Origin of the sequence: Bacteroides luti, assembly GCF_900128905.1 — a bacterium.
GTDB lineage: Bacteria > Bacteroidota > Bacteroidia > Bacteroidales > Bacteroidaceae > Bacteroides > Bacteroides luti.
The window spans coordinates 64,237-82,554 of sequence record NZ_FQTV01000008.1; the positions used below are offsets into that span (position 1 = coordinate 64,237).

The 18,318-nt window shown below is 36.3% G+C and carries 16 protein-coding genes; 6 read left to right on the forward strand and 10 right to left on the reverse strand.

Annotation, left to right across the window (positions count from 1 at the left end; genetic code table 11):
* Positions 1–82: 82 nt before the first annotated feature.
* The 3 genes from BUC21_RS08710 to BUC21_RS08720 all read left to right on the forward strand — a co-directional run bounded on the left by BUC21_RS08710 (position 83) and on the right by BUC21_RS08720 (position 3,811).
* Positions 83–1,723 (forward strand): alpha-L-fucosidase, encoded by a 1,641-nt coding sequence (locus BUC21_RS08710; protein ID WP_073401300.1) that lies wholly within the window; start codon positions 83–85, stop codon positions 1,721–1,723.
* Positions 1,724–1,741: 18 nt separating this feature from the next.
* Entirely contained in the window at positions 1,742–2,134 is a 393-nt protein-coding gene (locus BUC21_RS08715) for an L-rhamnose mutarotase (RefSeq protein WP_073401302.1), read from the forward strand.
* A 291-nt stretch (positions 2,135–2,425) separates the two neighbouring features.
* The gene (locus tag BUC21_RS08720; protein ID WP_073401304.1) at positions 2,426–3,811 is read left to right on the forward strand and encodes a nuclear transport factor 2 family protein; all 1,386 of its coding nucleotides are present in this window, start codon (positions 2,426–2,428) and stop codon (positions 3,809–3,811) included.
* A 137-nt stretch (positions 3,812–3,948) separates the two neighbouring features.
* On the opposite strand, the gene BUC21_RS08725 is transcribed toward BUC21_RS08720, so the two are convergent.
* The gene (locus BUC21_RS08725) at positions 3,949–5,325 is read right to left on the reverse strand and encodes a metallophosphoesterase (protein WP_073401306.1); all 1,377 of its coding nucleotides are present in this window, start codon (positions 5,323–5,325) and stop codon (positions 3,949–3,951) included.
* Between the two features lie 1,188 nt (positions 5,326–6,513).
* Here BUC21_RS08725 and BUC21_RS08735 point away from each other — a divergent pair.
* A complete protein-coding gene (locus BUC21_RS08735) occupies positions 6,514–6,978 on the forward strand; it encodes a universal stress protein (RefSeq protein WP_083547657.1) in 465 nt (154 codons plus the stop codon).
* Positions 6,979–7,034: 56 nt separating this feature from the next.
* On the opposite strand, the gene BUC21_RS08740 is transcribed toward BUC21_RS08735, so the two are convergent.
* Entirely contained in the window at positions 7,035–7,538 is a 504-nt protein-coding gene (locus BUC21_RS08740; RefSeq protein WP_139261354.1) for a hypothetical protein, read from the reverse strand.
* Between the two features lie 147 nt (positions 7,539–7,685).
* Here BUC21_RS08740 and BUC21_RS08745 point away from each other — a divergent pair, with 147 nt between their 5' ends.
* Positions 7,686–9,113: a C45 family autoproteolytic acyltransferase/hydrolase gene (locus tag BUC21_RS08745; RefSeq protein ID WP_083547658.1), complete on the forward strand. Its 1,428-nt coding sequence runs from the start codon at positions 7,686–7,688 to the stop codon at positions 9,111–9,113.
* Between the two features lie 13 nt (positions 9,114–9,126).
* Here the strand turns inward: BUC21_RS08745 and BUC21_RS08750 are convergent, their stop codons facing one another.
* From BUC21_RS08750 to BUC21_RS08780, 7 genes are all read right to left on the reverse strand, one after another.
* Positions 9,127–9,579: a hypothetical protein gene (locus BUC21_RS08750; RefSeq protein WP_073401312.1), complete on the reverse strand. Its 453-nt coding sequence runs from the start codon at positions 9,577–9,579 to the stop codon at positions 9,127–9,129.
* A gap of 185 nt (positions 9,580–9,764) precedes the next feature.
* Positions 9,765–10,256 carry a hypothetical protein gene (locus tag BUC21_RS08755; RefSeq protein WP_073401314.1) on the reverse strand — a complete coding sequence of 164 codons (492 nt, stop codon included), beginning with the start codon at positions 10,254–10,256 and terminating at the stop codon, positions 9,765–9,767.
* Between the two features lie 174 nt (positions 10,257–10,430).
* Positions 10,431–11,285 (reverse strand): sugar phosphate isomerase/epimerase family protein, encoded by an 855-nt coding sequence (locus BUC21_RS08760; RefSeq protein WP_073401316.1) that lies wholly within the window; start codon positions 11,283–11,285, stop codon positions 10,431–10,433.
* 19 nt (positions 11,286–11,304) lie between these two features.
* Entirely contained in the window at positions 11,305–12,687 is a 1,383-nt protein-coding gene (locus BUC21_RS08765; protein WP_073401318.1) for a carbohydrate porin, read from the reverse strand.
* A gap of 205 nt (positions 12,688–12,892) precedes the next feature.
* Positions 12,893–14,200: an L-fucose:H+ symporter permease gene (gene fucP, locus BUC21_RS08770; RefSeq protein WP_139261356.1), complete on the reverse strand. Its 1,308-nt coding sequence runs from the start codon at positions 14,198–14,200 to the stop codon at positions 12,893–12,895.
* 22 nt (positions 14,201–14,222) lie between these two features.
* Positions 14,223–15,140, reverse strand: coding sequence for a carbohydrate kinase family protein (locus BUC21_RS08775; protein ID WP_073401320.1), 918 nt, complete (start codon positions 15,138–15,140; stop codon positions 14,223–14,225).
* A gap of 86 nt (positions 15,141–15,226) precedes the next feature.
* Positions 15,227–16,228 carry a LacI family DNA-binding transcriptional regulator gene (locus tag BUC21_RS08780; RefSeq protein ID WP_073401323.1) on the reverse strand — a complete coding sequence of 334 codons (1,002 nt, stop codon included), beginning with the start codon at positions 16,226–16,228 and terminating at the stop codon, positions 15,227–15,229.
* A 454-nt stretch (positions 16,229–16,682) separates the two neighbouring features.
* On the opposite strand from BUC21_RS08780, the gene BUC21_RS08785 reads away from it, so the two are divergent.
* Positions 16,683–17,339 carry a protein-L-isoaspartate(D-aspartate) O-methyltransferase gene (locus BUC21_RS08785; RefSeq protein ID WP_083547659.1) on the forward strand — a complete coding sequence of 219 codons (657 nt, stop codon included), beginning with the start codon at positions 16,683–16,685 and terminating at the stop codon, positions 17,337–17,339.
* Between the two features lie 65 nt (positions 17,340–17,404).
* Here the strand turns inward: BUC21_RS08785 and BUC21_RS08790 are convergent, their stop codons facing one another.
* Positions 17,405–17,992 (reverse strand): hypothetical protein, encoded by a 588-nt coding sequence (locus BUC21_RS08790; protein WP_073401325.1) that lies wholly within the window; start codon positions 17,990–17,992, stop codon positions 17,405–17,407.
* Between the last annotated feature and the right edge of the window lie 326 nt (positions 17,993–18,318).

Here is an 18,318-nt window from a genome sequence, read left to right on the forward strand (position 1 = left end):
ATTTGTATTATAATATATCGAGATAGTATAATATTAATTGTTCCCGAATATCTACTTTTGAAAAAACAAAAAACACACACTTATGAGAAACGCATTATTTATATCTTTATTTATTACCATGTTCGGTTCAACCGGCTTTGCTCAGGAGAATTTTCATCACATACAAAACACAAAAGAGCCAATGCAAACCGGTAAATTTCAACCCACTTGGGAATCTCTGAAACAATACAAAGTGCCAGAATGGTATCGCAATGCCAAGTTTGGTATCTGGGCACATTGGGGACCTCAATGTCAACCGGAAGATGGTGACTGGTATGGTCGTGGAATGTATGAAGAAGGTTCACGTCAATATAAATCACATCTTGAAAAATATGGCCATCCTTCCAAATCAGGTTTCAAAGATGTTATCCATGAATGGAAAGCTGAGAACTGGGATCCGGAAAAGTTGGTAAAACTCTATAAGCGTGCTGGTGCTCAATACTTCTTTGCCATGGGTAACCATCATGACAATTTCGACTTATGGGATAGCAAATACCATAATTGGAACTCAACCCAGATAGGCCCTAAGAAGAACATTCTTGACGGATGGGCCAAAGCTGCCAGACATAACGGTTTACCATTCGGAGTTAGTATCCACGCTTCTCATGCATGGACATGGTACGAAACTGCTCAGGGAGCCGATAAGCAAGGTTCACTTGCCGGAGTACCTTATGATGGAAAACTTACTAAAGAAGATGGCAAAGGACAATGGTGGGATGGTTTAGATCCGCAGGAACTGTATGCACAGAATCATGAATTAAGTAGTAGAAACCAAAATCCAGGTGCCATCCATTCTCAATGGGAATGGGCAGATGGTGCATCTGTTCCCAGCAAAGAATATTGCGAAAAGTTTTACGACAGAACTGTTGATATGATTAATAAGTATCATCCTGATTTGCTCTACTTTGATGACACCGCTCTGCCATTGTGGCCTATTAGTGACGCCGGACTCGGTATTGCTGCTCATTACTATAACAGTAACATGAAGAGAAACAAAGGCAAACTGAATGCCGTTATCTTTGGTAAAATTCTCACTGACGAGCAAAAAGAATGCCTTGTATGGGATGTAGAAAGAGGTGCTCCTGATAAAATGCAGGAAAAGGCATGGCAAACGTGTTCATGTATAGGCGACTGGCATTACAATCGCTCTGTATATGATAACAACCGATACAAATCAGCAAAGACAGTTATACAGATGCTTGCTGATATAGTAAGTAAAAATGGTAACTTGCTGCTAAACATTCCTGTGCGCGGTGATGGAACTATCGACGATAAAGAAGTGGCTGTATTGGAAGGAATAGCTGGATGGATGGATATTAATAAGGAATCTATCTTCGACACTCGCCCCTGGACTATATTTGGCGAAGGCCCCGATGCCGAAAAAAAGAATCCGATGAATGCACAAGGATTCAATGAAGGCAAGAACAAATATACTGCTGAAGATATCCGTTTCACAGAGAAGAACGGAACACTGTATGCCATTGTAATGGAGTGGCCTAAGGATGGAAAAATTGTTATCAAGTCATTGGCTGCCGGTTCTCCTAACTATGAAAAGGAGATTAAGAAAGTACAGCTATTGGGAAGCAGAAAAGCTTCGTTCACCCGTGACAATACCGGACTCATCATTACTCTTCCTGATCTTAAGCCAAACAACATGCCACTGGTTCTAAAGATTAATAACTAACCTTAAGGCACCAATAATATGGAAACAAAAGAAACAGGATACCGTGTTCAGGAATACAACGGGCCAGTAAAGAGATATTGTCAGACACTTGATTTGAAAGATGATCCTGAACTGATTGCCGAATATAGAAAAAGACACAGTGAAGCTGAATCATGGCCCGAGATTCGTAACGGAATCAGAGATGTAGGTATCCTTGAAATGGAAATATATATACTAGGCACACGCTTGTTTATGATTGTGGAAACACCACTCGATTTCGATTGGGACTCGGCCATGAAAAAGCTGGCTTCCTTACCTCTTCAGGCTGAATGGGAAGAATACATGTCTATCTTTCAGGTTTCAGAGCCAGGAGCTTCATCAGCGGAGAAATGGAAGCTTATGGACAGGATGTTTCATCTGTATAACACTTAGCAATAAAGTGTTGAATTCTCAATATTTATAAATTAATTGATTATTAATCCTGCAATAAAAGTAGCACAACAACAAATCTTTTATTGCAGGATTTTTATTTTGTAAAAACCATCAAAAAGCATTTTACCTTCCGAAAGTCTCTGCCATGTAAATATAGATATAACAGGTATAAAAACAATTAATTCAATATAGTTTCAACAAACTCCCTCTGAAATATATTGTTTTATATAATGGGATATTTTGTTCGATTCTCTCAGTCCCAATTAATATATAACTTTAACCTTTTATGTCATGAAGCCAAAAGAAATTATTCGAAACTTATTTCTAATCTGGGCATTAATCACATCAACTTCTTTTTGCTATGCAAGCACTAATGGTTCAGTCTCTGGCAAAGAATTTGATAAAATTAAAACTGAAGTAAAGGATGTGGTTAATACTCTGATTACAGGATGCGAGCAAGCAAACTTTGACATAGCTGCCGCTGTGTTTGACAATTCACCGGATTTCAGATATATCCTTAATGGAAATATCTTTGGATATGATGATATGCTGAAGGGTGTAAACTCTATGTTTAAGACCATGATTGATCAGAAATATACTTTTCTTGATGAAAAGTACACTATTTTGGACAAATGGACTGTGTTATATACTGCAAAAGCTCAATGTACAATGAATTTTAAAGATGGACATTCAACGGTATCTGATCCTGAAGCAATGTTTATGCTTTTTAAAAAGGCAGGAGATAAATGGAAAATTATCTATGCTGTAGAATCAACGGTAGATAAGATTATTGAAAAGAAAAATGCGGAGAATCTTAATCAGATTGAGTTATTTAAACAACGAATTACAGGAGTCTGGAAGTGTGAAACAGGCAAAGATACTATCTTTACATGGGATTGCAAGGATAATGGAAATGCCTTTGAAGCCGATTCTTGGTATGAGTCGAATGGAAAACGATTCTGGAAATCCAAATCGGTAATTGTCTATGATAAGAATAGTGACAAATATATTTGGACAAGAGTCTTTAATAAAGGATATACCGATGCTTATGCCTGGTGGTTCACCTCCCCTAATGTACTAGAATCTGTACCAATAAGCAATATAACTAATCCTTCAAGTGCATATTTTAGAATGAGATTTGAATATCTCTCACCAAATTCACTGAAACAGATTGTTACGGTAAACAATAAAGTCGTAGATATCTTTAATACTCAGCGTATTGATATTGAAGAACAAAATGATCCTTCTTTTGCAGAAATGAATCAACGTGAGTTTTTGAAGCTATTCAGTGGTAGTTGGAAAGGCGAACTTGGCAAAGATACTTTTGAAATCTGGAATAACAAGATAACAGATAACAGTCTGGAAATTAACTATAAAGATATTACAAAAGGAAAAATTGTTTCAGAGGGAAGAACATTCTTTATTTATGATAGGGATACCCACAAGTTTATAGGGTCTAAAATAACTAAAATGAAAGATCCTTATAGTGTTATTATGTGGTTTACTTCAAAAAATACTGTAGAAATTATTAAGTTCAAGGATGTAAACAATACACCGGATAATTGTTCTGTTCGTGTTCTGCTTGATTTGACAAATCCGAATAAGATTATAAGAACATTTATCGGTGAAGGTTTATCTCCATTAGTAACAAATTATAATCGTATAAATGTGAAATAACGGGCACTATCCATTATATTTAAAAAAGATAATCAGCTCTCTGACAAGATTTTTAATATAAAAAGAATGTCTTCGAAGAATATTATTAAAAATATCTTCGAAGACATATAAAAAAATCCTACCAGTAAATTATCAAATTACATCTTGATTGATTTCAATATCACTGAATTATTAACACCGTTATGGAAGTTGAGCAATTCTACATCAACCATTGATTTATTATTATGTTGTCGTTCAATGACAACGAAATCCATATTTTTCTTGTTCTGATTAACTGCAGGCTGACCAGCCTTTACTTTTTCATCTGTCCATGTACCTGAATTAGCATAAATACAAGCCTCATTTTTTGTGTTGGTACATGATGTTACCATTGGTATATGTGTATGGCCAAAGATAACGATTCGTACATTCGAATTACTATTTTTAAAATACTGAGTATTTGCTTGCTCATCAAGAAATGATGTCTTTAAACTACCAGGTATGGCATCTTCTGCATTTGTCATCTTAGGAACATTGTTGTATGCCAAACGTTTCTCCCATGCTTGCTGACTACAACTTCCACTAAAGAGGTTCATATCAATCTTACCATCTTGTGTATTGTAAGGCAGAACATCGTTTATAGAATATGACTCTTTAAGATTTCCAATATTTGTTACGATAATTTTTTCATCATAATTATCTTTTACCGGAATAAGACTTGTAAGAACTGTTTTCCAACAATAATAATAGATATAGTTATTTACCTGTTCGCTATCCGAAGCAGAGCTGCGATTCACAGTTCTAGGTTGAACAATCTCTGAATCTGCAGGATAGTTTGTTACCGAATTCACAGCAATACGAGTGAAGAAATATCCCGGAGGAAGAATAGATCCTACAGGCTCATTTTGTTTGCTATATGGATCTGGAGCACAAAAGAAATCGTAACGGTGACTATGTTCAATAGCTACCTGAGGAAAATCTTCCGGATGATACGTACCTAATCCTTGCTTTCCTGTATCACGAGCCTGATTGATACCTGGAAATATTTCATTTACATTTTCTGCAGTGATAAGCAAATCATGATTACCTGGTACGTAAGTAACCTTTATTTTTTTATCCTGAATAATATTATTCAGTTCGTCTACAACAATTTTGTTGGATTGAGCTATTTTTCTCACAAAGTCTTTTTGAGTACCACCATTGTAAGTATCTGTTCGTGAAGGAACATACCATTCGTCGAGCATATCACCGGCAATAACTAATTCCTTTATAGTTTTTGAACCACGTACCTGTGTAAGAAACTTCTTCAATAAAGGCAAATGCTTTACACATTCAGAATAAGTAGTGTCATTGCCAAGATGAACATCACTAATAACAACAACTTTGTCTCGTGTCAAGACCACTCCACTTTCAGTAGTTTCATCAAATGGGTTTACAGTAGATGCTATCTCATTATTGTCACATGACGTTAATATCAGCATCGACATTAACAACGCCGCAAATAGATACGACAGAATTAATTGTTTCTTTTTCATTTTTTCAACTTAATGTTTTATTTGTACTATTAACAAAGACAAATGCAAGGAAATTACAGTTCTTTATTAAATAATATCATTAGAGATTCGATGTTGCAAAGATAAAGTTCAACAGATTTAACAATGTTTCAAATTCACAATATCTGATGTTTCATATCTACAATTACACATGAAAATCTTCTGTTTTAGAATAAAAACAGTTATAAAAGCTGAAAATGACACCTAATTGTGACTACTAGTGCTAGATTACCGCTAGATCAAAATAATTTAATCTAGCGCCTCTATTAAACTAGTATGCAAACATTTAAGGCTACCCCGCTAGATTGCTAGATCAATTTTGAATTTTTATTTTTTATGAGAGCTTTTTTTAGTGAGGAAATGCGGATATAAACTAAACCTCAATAACGAAAATCCATTGGCCAATAATTCTCAGCCATTGCTCAATAAATTAAATTCATTGGTCAATAAATATCAAGCTAATCTTTTGTGAATTTAATTTTTGCATTTACACTCCATTTTTAAAGCTAAAACACCGGTTTTGTTTTTATGAAATAAAAATAAAACTATTTAATATATTTCTTCGCTGCTGTTACATCTGTTGTTAGTTTCACCAATTATTTTGCAACTTAATATATATCAGTATTTTAAACGTACGTGACATCTGCTGTTACATCTGCTGTGAAATGTGTAGGCCTATTTTGTAAAAAACAGCCCGAAAACCAGAATAACATCAGACTATAAAATATACATTTTCAAACATTTGTGATTTTTTCTGCAAAAGATGATTTTTTTGTCGATTCCTACATTTTCTTTTTGGAGCGCATTACTTATACCCATATCTTTGCATCATAAATAAAACCTGGACATACAAAAAATTACAAACAACAAAATCTTAAAGCAATATGATACTAACACTTCTTTATCTTTTTCTGATTATGGTTTTTACAATTATATTGGGACAAGCAAAATATGAAACTCATATTTCAGAACTGTATACAAACAAGTTCTTTTACGAGAAGATACTCGAGAATCAAGTGTTCAGCTTTAACAAACAAATTAAAAATTCAGCCCTAGATGTGAGGCTTCTCAGGAAATGCATCGCATTTCAACCTTTCTGTACACTGATTTGTTATAATGTCAGGAATATGCATTAAACCTTAAGATATCAACCACTTAAAAAACAACAGTATGGGAGCAAGGGAAATAAAAAAAGTATTGATAGCCATTGATTACGACAAAAGTGCCGAGGTAGTGGCCCAAGCTGGCTATAACATGGCTAAGGCAATGAATGCCGAGATTACTTTATTACACGTACTATACGAACATCCTAATTACTATGTAGGAAGTCCTGCTGTTTTCGAATTCAGAATTCAATATATTGAAAACTTTAAAGTTACCTTGCAGAAATTTCTGGATGAAACAAAAAAGCGTCTTGGCGACGAATCAATTAATACGATAATTAAAGAAGGTCAGATAGCTCAAACCGTACTGGAAACTGCAAAAGAAATTAATGCCGATATTATTGTTTTAGGAACTCACGGCAGAAACTGGCTGGATAGTATTATTATGGGAAATGATGCGAAAGCTATTTTAAAAAGAACTATGGTTCCTCTTTTTGTTGTTCCAATTAAAATGAAGGAAGAAGAACTTTAGAATAAAAAAAATCCAGTGTTGCATTAAGCTGCACTGGATTTTTTCTAACCGGGCTTCTATTTCACACGCATGAATGTACGCATGGAAACTGTTTTATTGTTTATCATGTGACTTTGTATAAACATATCACGCGATTTAAAGTCTTCTTTCCATTGAGAGTTAGTCTTTTCAAGCTTTCCATCATTACGAACAACATACTCTATAGTTTCATTTACATTTTTAGATATAAACCAGCTTACATAAAAAGATGTAGAAGAGGAAGCTCTATTCAATAGCATACCTAATATTTTATCACTCTCTTTGTCATATCCCCATACTTGTTTACATTGCCAAATAACTTTTCCTTTTGTAGAAGCCTTAAAGTTAACTTGCATACCTTTACCGTAAGCGGTCATTACAAAAACATATGTTGTATCTTTGTAATCGGACTTCCAGGTTCCAAAATACTGCTTTAACAGCTCAACCTGATTAAGCTGAGCTTCTGTGGTTTGCGCACGCATTTCGCTGGTACCTAGTAGCATGGATAAAATAATCATTGTGCTTAAAAATAAATTCTTCATATAACTTCGTTTTTGGTTTTACATCTGTTTCATAACTACACCTAGTAATAAACAATTGAACATGAATAAGGTTTATAATATATTATTAATAAACCTATCCTTCTTCCCTGTTGTTTTATATAATAGGCAATTATAAATCTTAATGTCATGAAAAAGAAAGCTGTTATTCTTCTATTATTAATGCTTATTTCCCCGGTTTTTATCCAGGGACAGACAACTGGCAAACAACTTACCGGTGAACAAAAAACGTGGCTATCAAAAGCAAATAGACACGAAAAGAATGGATGGATATATCTTCATATCGAAGGAACTCCCAGAGAACGAGGTTTCCAGCATGGATATCTAATGGCTAAAGATATAAAGGAATCTATCAGGGTACTAAGTGAAGTATGGTATTATCAAAGTGCTATCAATTGGCAATGGCTGGTTGAGGAAGCCGGGAAAATGTTCACACCTAAAGTAGATCCTGAAAATTTAGAAGAAATAGATGGGATTGTGGAAGGAATGAAAGCTGCAGGAGTTACAACTACCCGGGATGAAATTGTAACTTTCAATGGTAATGCTGAAATTATAGGATATTGGTGGCCCACAGTTAAAGATTCTATAGCTCCCAATTCCACCACCCCTATAAAAGAATCATGTAGTTCGTTTATTGCCACGGGCAGTATGACTGTTGACGGAGATATTGTTCTTGGACACAACACGATGTGTCCGTATTACATTCCTCAGCACAATATAATTTTAGATATTCTTCCTCAGAAAGGTAATAGAATATTAATGCAATCAATGGCAGGATATATTCATAGTGGAACAGATTTTTTTGTTACTAGTGCAGGCCTAGTTGGTTCTGAAACAACTATTGCAGCTTTCTTCCCTTTCGACAAAAATGGTATTACTGAATTCTCACGAATGAGACACGCCACACAATATGCATCTTCCATTGATGAGTGGTGTGAAATGATGAAAAAAGGAAATAATGGAGGCTATGCAAATGCCTGGCTTATAGGAGATACCAAAACCAATGAAATTGCAAGGCTGGAACTTGGTTTAAAGTATATTGGATTTGAAAAGAAGAAAGATGGATATTTTGTAGGTTCCAATGTTCCGGAAGATTTAAGAATTTTGCGATTTGAAACTAAATTTGGTCGCGAAACAAACATTAAGAACAATTGTATTTCTCGCCGTGTTAGATGGAAACAGTTAATGAAGGAATATAAGGGGCAAATAGATTTGGAACATGCTAAAATGTTCGAATCAGATCACTTTGACACTTACTTAAACAAAGTAAATTCTGGTGAAAGAGCTTTGTGTCCACACTTTGACCTTGAATCTGAAGGTCAGACACCTTTTATAGGTGAACCTTTTTTCCCAGGTGGCGCTGTCGATGGAAAAGTAGTTAATTCAAAAATGGCCAAAGAAATGTCGTTTATTGCTCGATGGGGCAATGCATGTGGAACACCGTTCAATGCAAAAGCCTTTTTAGAGAAACATCCACAATACGAATGGATGACCGGGGTGTTGAAAGATCGTCCAACTCAACCCTGGACTATTTTTAAAGCCGGAGAGAGCAAATAATAAGAAAAGATTGTCAGAAAGTTAAGACTAACCGGGCTGTTGCACCGCTTACTGATAATTTGAGTTCCTTTTTTGCTTTTGAATTGTAATCAATAGATATAACTGTACAAACTATTGCTGGAATAAGAAATAAAACGCTTGCAACAACAAAGTCTTTACGAGGACCTTTGCTGCTATTATCAAGATCTATAAGTTCAACGTCTTTAAGACTATAAAGATAAGAGCCAAGACTTGCTATAGTAAAAGTTATAGCTCCTATTCCAAAGTACTTAGCACGTTTCTTGTACTTTTTAGCTAAAAAGGAATGATTATCATTTATGCTATAAGTAGAAACCGTTGCACTATCTTTCTTATTGACAATAGTACTATCTTTCAGAGTAGTCAGTTCGTTATCATAAGCAGCTGTTTGCTGAGATAAAACATTCAATGGAATAACAAACAAGAATATCAATAATAGTGTTTTCATACCTTTATATGTTTATTTCTTAATCTTAGAATTAAACAATTGACTGTATAAATAGTTTTTTTATAAAGCCTAAATATAAGTCTAGCAGATGTTAATCGTTGAGTAAACTTACTTTTTTATAAAAAAAGGGTTAACCCCATAAGAGATTAACCCTCAACTATAAAATAAGATTTTGGAAATACTAGTTACAATTCCTGAAACCGGCTGTCGCGTTGCTGCTCTATAAACTTTTTCAGGATATCCGTCTGATCAACCTTGTTGGCAGGCTTCTTGCAATAATCAATGAAAGATGTCAGCGTACGTCTCATAAGTTCATCATCGTCTGCTTTACCTTCATTTTCAATAGCATACTTGGAATAATATGCCAGATAAACACCAAGCAGATGTGAATTGTTGCCTACAATCTGTGCCAGAGAATAGTCTATATTAAATGTATAATCCGGAGTACCAGACATCCATTTATTGATAAATTTCTCCGCAGCATTTCTTTTAGAATCGTTATTGTTTAAAGGTGTACTTGTTAAATACTTATCGCACTCCAACACCACTTTCTCTGCCTTTTTATAATCAGCATTCTCGTTGAGTGGTATCTCATCCAGTTTAGAGAATTTCTGTGCAAAGCTTTGGCTTGCTATTATCGTAAGCAGAAGCGATAAGAAGAATATTCTTAATTTCATAACTTTATTATATTAGCGAATTGTTCTTTGATAATAATTTCGTGCGCAAATATAATCTATATTTTATATTCAAAGAATATTTCCCAACAAGAATTAAAGAAAATTTATTGCTCAATAAAAAAGCTCCCGACAGATTTTATTGGAATCCTGACGGGAGCTTGACTGAGATACAGCTTATATTAATCCAAATTCTGCGGCTTTTACTTTCATAAATTTCAAACTACCTGTTGCTAGTTCTGCAGCACTGTATCTGGATGGTCGCCACAAGGATACGGCGCTAGCCATGCCTTCCACCTGAGAAGTAAAGTTTTCCAGTACCAGGTTTCCTTTAAAATCAATAGATGCCAATCCACGGAATAAATCATCCCAGTGTACATTTCCTTCACCTAGCATGCCACGGTTGCTTTCGGTCATGTGAATATGTTTCAATCTGCTACCTGCAGCAATTACAGGATCGCAAAAGTTGTCTTCTTCTATATTCATGTGAAATGTATCGAGATGCAAAGCCAGATTTGGGGCTTTGGTACGCTCAATCATGCGCAAGGTTTCGGCTGCACTGGTACACACATAACTTTCGTAACGGTTAATAGGTTCAATGCCGATAGTGATGCCTAGCTTCTGAGCATATTCGGCTACCTCGGCCCATACGTCACAAATTATATCTTCTTCTTTTGGAGTACGAGGATTTCCGCTAAATACCCCTATCCCACTATGAAGAACGCCTCCCAGGAAAGAGATATCAAGATCGGCTGTTTTATTTAATGCAGCTTTCATTAATGAAGCCGCTTCTTTTGGATAAAACGGTATGTGACAATCGGCTGGCAGATTAAGTGTGCATGCAGCTTCGAGATTATGATCCTTTAATTGCTTCTTCACTGTTTGTGTATCAATATCCATTGAAGGAGGCAATAGAATCTCAAGAAGATCGAAGCCTGCTTCTGCGGTTTTCTGTATAGCGTATAATCCGCCTTCTGCTGTCCATTTTGGGGGAATCCATGACAGGATTGATGCCCCGAATTTTACTTTCATAATTATTTTGTTTTTAAGTTTAGAATATCCACCATTCTGCTTTTACGCCTATATATGTTCCCCAACGTTTCTGGTTAACCTGCAGAAACGGAGAGTAGTTATGGTCACGGGCATAGTCATTGTAACGAGCCAGCGAACAGACAAAACGAATGTGTGGCCTGCACCATGCGCTGCGTTGCCCCACTGGAGCAATAGTTGGTGCAAAGGAGAATTTCCACATTGCAGCATTGGGGTTATCACCATCTTTACGTACGGCATAATGCACTTCTCCAATGAGGTGCAGCCAGTCTGTTGCATAATACAAAGTTCTGAATCCTGCAACAATATCTCTCTTCCGGTTATAAATCTGCGTTCCGTTGAAATAGGTATCCTTATCTGTACTGGATGAACCTCCTTTACTCTGGGTGAACACTCCGTATCCGTTTATACTGAACTTCTTTGAGGGAGTAAGTAAGAAATGTTCTACCATGGTTAAGGAGTATGCTCCGGTGTATCTTCCTTCATCATTGGGAGCTCCATAAGTAGCCCATGTAAAGGTATTCCCGTTATCGCCACCATTGGCTATTCCAGTTCCGTATCGCACGGAAATATCGTTGAAAGATTCGGGCACCACTGTCTTTATGGGAGTTGTAAATTTGGCACCCAACACCCAACCTTTATCAGATGGATACTTGATGGAAGCATTATCTGAAGTAGCTGCCACATAATGGTACTCTCCCAACAGCTTTAGCTTATTTCCATTCTTCATCTCGAAGGTATGCTCTCCAATCCACACCATACGTTGTCTGATTGCTGGATTGGTAGCTCCGGCAACAGTCACTTTATAATTATAGGGATAAACACCAGCAGAGTCTGTGGATGCAGGCATAAGCATGGTTAGCTCTGTTGTTTTATAGCTTGCCCCAAATCCCTGAGCAGAATGATCGTCAAAGTAGAAATAGTCGCAAATATGTATGTCGTCGTAGCGGCGGAAGCGCGCTCCTGCCCAGGCAGACCAGCGACTGCCCATAATATTGCGAGCCTCAACAAAAGCCTCGGGAAGAATAAAGGTTAGTCCGTCTGCCGAGCGAGTACTTACGTTACCAATAAACTGTCCATTGGCAGAATACATACCCAACCGGGCCTGAAAAGTTACGTTTGTACTGTCCTTCCCTATAAGCTTTGGAGTGAAGTGAAGCGCAGGCAAAAGATCGAAATAGTCGGTCTGTTCCATACGTCCGGCCAACGAACCTTGTCCCGACAGATTTAATGGTTTCCACATATTGCCTTCGCCCGTTGGTGATGCTCCAACTCCGATTCGTCCTGTGGTTCCCATTGAAAAGCTTGTATTGGTAATTACCACCTGAGCTCTAGCGCACAGAGGCATAGCTATTATTATAAATAGTTGAAGCAATTTTTTCATAATGGATAATGTTTAATCGTTTAAACATTTGGGTAAAAATAAAATGGAAAAGCACAGAATAGTCTTATAGTTAATAAGAAGTTCATTCGCATCAGTCGGTACAACAGACAATAATCTGGCGTAAGACGATCTGCTACAATATCTGTTTCGGAGATTTGCAATATACATAACCGGGGATATTAAATGGTATACAATCAGCTGGTTATTAAGCTTTATCCTTGTATCCTTTGATGCCGTAATAGGCTACAAATACGAAGCAAAGAAGTGGAATAAGCAATGAATTTGCAATTCCTGCCACATCAGACAAACGGCCCATTGCAAGGGTAAGTACGGCTCCACCAATAATTGCCATTACAAGTATGGATGCTCCCAACTTTGTGTGTTCGCCAAGATCCTTTATACCCAATGAGAAGATAGTAGGATACATAATTGACATGAAGAAACTGGTGCCCACTAATGCCCAAAGACCTATTGTTCCAGGAAACAAGATTCCAACCGCAGTAAGAACTACATTAATAAGAGAATAAATCCAAAGTAATTTATTGTCTTTGATCTTCTTGAGCAATCCTGTTCCTATAAATCGGCCAAGGGTAAAGACTACAAGTGAGATAGTCAGGAAGTTAGCAGCTCCTTTCTCTGGTGTTCCGGGAATTGTATCCTGAATATAACGAATTAAAAAGCTCCATATACATACCTGAGCTCCTACATAGAAGAACTGTGCAATAACTGATTGCTTGAATGATTTCTTGCTAAGCAAAAGTTTCAGCGTTTTTCTTGTAGAGGATGTATTGACTGTCTCTTCATCCTTGATGGTAGGGAATTTAGTGAATGCGATAATTATGGCAAACAACAGAATAACGGCACCGATAATAAGATATGGAGTCTGCACGGAATGTGCCTCTGTTAGATAGTAAGCTTGTAAAGCTTCGGGAGACATTTTAGCAAGCTCTTCTTTGGTATATTCAACTCCGGTAAGGATAAAATGCTGCCCAACCAACACACCTGTAACACATCCGATAGGATTAAATGATTGTGCCAGGTTCAGACGGAAAGTGGCAGTTTCGGGTTTTCCCAATGCCAGTACATAAGGACCTGCTGCTGTTTCAAGAAATGCCAATCCGGAAGCTATAACAAACAAAGCAAACAAAAAGAATGGATATGAGCTATTTTCTGCTGCCGGGAAAAATAGGAATGCTCCGGCTGCATACAATATCAAACCAATGATAATACCTGTAATGTAATTGTATTTGCGCATCACAATGGATGCCGGAATAGCAAGAAGGAAATATCCCATGTAAAAGGCCGATTGTACAAAACCTGATTGCAAATCGGTCAGCTCAAATGATTTCTTGAACTGCTTAATCAGAATATCGTTCAGGTTACCGGCCATGCCCCACATAAAGAACATACTGATAATAAGAACAAGAGGTAACACGTAACTGATCTTTTTTTCCATTTGCATATCAGCTGCAATGGTAAATGTTTTCGCTGGTTTTAAATTAGGTAGTTGCATAATATAAAGGAATTAAGGTGTGTTATAGAATAGATTGGCGCTGTAGCTGGAAGTCCATCAACTGAGCCATATTGTATGAAGGACAAGCTCCTTCGTGAGAAGCAACAAAAGCACCTAGTGCTGTGGCATAAATCATACCCATCTCTGGTGTTTCGTTCTGGACTTTCTTAGCTAGAAAAGCAGCAAGGAAAGAGTCTCCGCTTCCAACAGTATCTTTTACTGTAACCTTGAATGCCGGATAAGAATATGATTCAGATAATGTGTAATAAGTAGCACCTTCGCTTCCTTTGGTTACTATCACTTCATCAATCTTAAATTCCTTCTGGATGAATCGGACTGATTCTTCCTCTGTGCCAGTCTGATCCCAAAACCAAGTGATAATAAGTTCTAGCTCGGCTTTGTTCAGTTTCAAAAGGTTGCACTTTTCTAATAAATATTCTATTGTTTCAACAGAATAGAATGGTGCACGCAGGTTTATATCAAACACTTTATATGAAGCCTTTTCCAAAAGTCGGTACAAAGTATCACGTGAGGTTTCATTACGGTTTACCAAACTACCAAATACGAAAGCATCGGCATCGGCAACCAATTCGTCATAAGCAGGGTCGGTTGCAATGTAATCCCATGCAGCAGATTCATGGATAACGTAAGTCATCTCATCATTTGCTCCTGCAATAGCTTCCACTTTACCGGTTTCGTGAGCTTCATCGATCTGGCAGCTTGATGTTGGTATATTCCAGTCATTAAGCAGATTTAATAGCTTCTTTCCGGCTTCGTCATTACCTACACGACTAATCATGTGGCTTTCAACACCAAATTTCTGTAGATGATAAGCTACATTCATAGGCGCTCCACCGGGTTTAGTCTTAGTTGGGAAAATATCCCAAAGGACTTCTCCATAACACACTACTTTTTGTTTTTCAAGGTCTTTTGTTTTCATGATAAATTTAATTTGTGATTTTAATATATGCTTTTTTGTTTTTAATCTCTTTTTGTTTAAACGTTTAAACAAAGAAGGAAAAAAAATTATCGGGGGATAACGGAAGATTTACGAATGATGAGTTCTGTATCAAAAATGGCCGACTCTATTGAGCCATTGCTTTCTATAGCATCGAGCAGTATTTTCACTGATTTTTGCCCCAACGCCGTCATGGGTTGCTTCACATAAGTAACAGGAGCATAAAAAAGATCGAATGCATCAGTCTCATCAAAGCCTACAACAGCAAGCTGATCGGGTATTTTAAGTCCCAGGCTATTAATATATTTAAGCCCGTCAATCGTAAGTAAGTTGGTTGTAGCAAAGATAGCATCAACAGGATTATCACCAGCCAGAAACTTATCAATGGCTTTAATAACATCTTCCTGAGCATGATCGATACGCACTTCGCCTACCATGGCTTCTTCTTTTAAAAGATCCACTGCTCCTCTTACACGTTCATTCAGGTGATGCAAAGAGGTTTTATAAGATATAATACCTACCCTTCTGTGGCCGTTAGCCAATAAATGACGGATTGCTTTGCCAGCAGCATTATAATTGTCAATAGCAACATAGTTGGCGGGAATAGTAGGGAAATATCTGTCAATGAGCACAAACGGGATTCCGGTCTGCTTCAGATATAGAATCTGATCTTCACTATGTTCGGGCATAGCAACGATTAATCCATCTACCTGACGATTGACAAACAATGTAATTAAATCGTGGGTTTTCTTCTCACTTTCATCAGAACTGCCAAAGATTACTGAATATCCGTTTTTCTTAGCCTCATCTTCAATGATACGGGCTATCTGAGATGAAAAAGGATTGGCAATATCGGCAACAATCAAACCTATGGTTTGTGTTTTCTGTGATTTCAGACTTCTGGCTATCTGATTAGGCTGATAGTTGAGCTCTTTAGCCGTTTTTCTGATTTTAGCTGCAACATCTTTGTTTATCCTGTTTTCGTTCTTATTGTTAAGTACATACGAAACCAAGGCAGTGGAAACTCCAACTTGCTCAGCAATGGTTTTGATTGATACTCTACTTTTCATTGGGATAAACTTATGGTTTCTAGCTTTTAGTTAATTCAACGTGCCAAATATAGAAGTTTAAACGATTAAACCAAAATAAATCGACTAATAATTATAATCATTTAACACATATATTTATTTCGAGGTTCATTTATCCCGTAAAAAGGTTAAAACTCTAAGGATTATATGATTAAGATTACAAGATCCAACCAGATAAAACCGGCGAAACAAACAAACCACCATATTTGTTTCATATATAATGAAGTATATATATACTTTAGCATCTCGTACTTTTACGAGTTGTTTTTATCCAAATTCTATCTTATCATATTAAAAAGCAGACTTGAGGTTTTGAGTAAAGTCTCAAGTCTGTTTAACAGAAATGACCAGACATTTTAGAGCTAATTTTTATACCGAACTATTGTACCTAATTCTCGCTATTATATTACAACTATAAAGTAAAGGAGTAAAAGCTATGTCTGTTGAAAATGATGAAAAGTTGTTGGAGAAAGAGCGACGCATGATGGTTGAAGACCAGATTGAGTCGAGAGGAGTAAAAGGTAAAGCGCTCCTGACTGCTCTGAAAAAGATACCCAGACATCTTTTTGTTCCTGCTGATTTCCGAGAATATGCATATTCTGATCAGGCTCTACCCTCCTATTGTGGCCAGACTATTTCTCAGCCTTACATTGTTGCAATAATGACGGAAATGTTATCTCTTGATAAAAGCAGTAAAGTTCTTGAGATTGGTACCGGTACAGGATACCAAACAACAATACTTGCCGAGCTTGCCAACGAAGTTTATACAATGGAAATTATCCCCGAGCTTCATGATATAGCAAAGAACAATCCAGTTGTTCAAAATTATAATAATATCAAGTTTATCCTTGGCGATGGTTATAAAGGATACGAAGCTGCAGCACCTTATGATGCCATAATAGTAACAGCAGCACCACCTTATGTTCCCGAAGCATTGACAAATCAACTTGCACCCGGAGGAAGAATGGTTATTCCTGTTGGTGCATACGAACAAACACTTTATCTTGTTACCAAAGATTTAGATGACAAGATAAGTATGAAACCTCTGTTATGGGTTCAGTTTGTACCAATGATTAAGAAGAAAGATCTATAATCGAAATACTATTTAAATCCTCTTACTTAATATGGCAACAGAATATCGAGAATTAGAACAGCTAATTATCCTTTTTTAATTGAATACTGATCAAAAGTCATAGAACTTGAATAAGTCATTTTGTTGTAGAGCTGATAAAATGAATCAAAGAGAAAACATTTTTTCTTCAATAGCTTATCCGAAAATACATTTTCTTCTTTTATCAGTTTTAATAATGCATTATTAATCACTACATTATTCTCTTTATTCATGCAGTAATTCAATAGCATTGATAACGCATTATTACTAATATCCTTATCCTCTGCCAACTTATTTTTATTTTCTAAAACAAGTTTTGCTGTACATGCAATATATAAGGTAAACAAGGAAAGGTTTGATTTAATAACTTTCCCTACCGTTTTCCCAATGTCGAACTTAGTATCTGTACTGCTAGTCATCCATAAAAATAAGATGTGTTCAGCATACTCCCTAAACAAGCTTTTTCTATCCAATGGAACGGATAATATAAAATTAGCACATTCCAAGACTCTTTCTTCGCCAGCTGCATCGTCAATCTTTTCATTGATAAGAAAAGTGCTCAGCTGAGAAAAATCCTGCGAACAACTTCTTGCTATGAAGTCTACAGGAAGTGTTTGTGATTTTCTTGGTTTCATAAACTGCTAAGATTTGTTTCTAGATTGTGTTTATCCCTCTATTCTATACTCTCTTTTATTAGAGTGCCGTTTTATTACTTGATTCAATTATGAACATTACAAAAATAAATCATAATATAGAAATATTCAAAAAAGTGATTGGACAAATAACATACAGTATAACATTATGATTTTCAATAATTTAAATTACAAAATAGGCATATTTTAGACTTGACAAATTGGACAAATTACAACGAGTCTGGTCTATAATCTGAGAAAACAATAAAAAAACGTGTTTTACTTATTGCATAACAAATACATGTATTTAAGTTTGCTGATTAAATTCT

Coding starts and splice junctions, on each gene's coding strand:
- BUC21_RS08765 (WP_073401318.1), bottom strand. CDS start 12,687: ATGAAAAAATTGCTTCAACTATTTATAATAATAGCTATGCCTCTGTGC.
- BUC21_RS08720 (WP_073401304.1), top strand. CDS start 2,426: ATGAAGCCAAAAGAAATTATTCGAAACTTATTTCTAATCTGGGCATTA.
- BUC21_RS08735 (WP_083547657.1), top strand. CDS start 6,514: ATGGGAGCAAGGGAAATAAAAAAAGTATTGATAGCCATTGATTACGAC.
- BUC21_RS08780 (WP_073401323.1), bottom strand. CDS start 16,228: ATGAAAAGTAGAGTATCAATCAAAACCATTGCTGAGCAAGTTGGAGTT.
- BUC21_RS08790 (WP_073401325.1), bottom strand. CDS start 17,992: ATGAAACCAAGAAAATCACAAACACTTCCTGTAGACTTCATAGCAAGA.
- fucP (WP_139261356.1), bottom strand. CDS start 14,200: ATGCAACTACCTAATTTAAAACCAGCGAAAACATTTACCATTGCAGCT.
- BUC21_RS08725 (WP_073401306.1), bottom strand. CDS start 5,325: ATGAAAAAGAAACAATTAATTCTGTCGTATCTATTTGCGGCGTTGTTA.
- BUC21_RS08775 (WP_073401320.1), bottom strand. CDS start 15,140: ATGAAAACAAAAGACCTTGAAAAACAAAAAGTAGTGTGTTATGGAGAA.
- BUC21_RS08745 (WP_083547658.1), top strand. CDS start 7,686: ATGAAAAAGAAAGCTGTTATTCTTCTATTATTAATGCTTATTTCCCCG.
- BUC21_RS08755 (WP_073401314.1), bottom strand. CDS start 10,256: ATGAAATTAAGAATATTCTTCTTATCGCTTCTGCTTACGATAATAGCA.
- BUC21_RS08760 (WP_073401316.1), bottom strand. CDS start 11,285: ATGAAAGTAAAATTCGGGGCATCAATCCTGTCATGGATTCCCCCAAAA.
- BUC21_RS08710 (WP_073401300.1), top strand. CDS start 83: ATGAGAAACGCATTATTTATATCTTTATTTATTACCATGTTCGGTTCA.
- BUC21_RS08785 (WP_083547659.1), top strand. CDS start 16,683: ATGTCTGTTGAAAATGATGAAAAGTTGTTGGAGAAAGAGCGACGCATG.
- BUC21_RS08750 (WP_073401312.1), bottom strand. CDS start 9,579: ATGAAAACACTATTATTGATATTCTTGTTTGTTATTCCATTGAATGTT.
- BUC21_RS08740 (WP_139261354.1), bottom strand. CDS start 7,538: ATGAAGAATTTATTTTTAAGCACAATGATTATTTTATCCATGCTACTA.
- BUC21_RS08715 (WP_073401302.1), top strand. CDS start 1,742: ATGGAAACAAAAGAAACAGGATACCGTGTTCAGGAATACAACGGGCCA.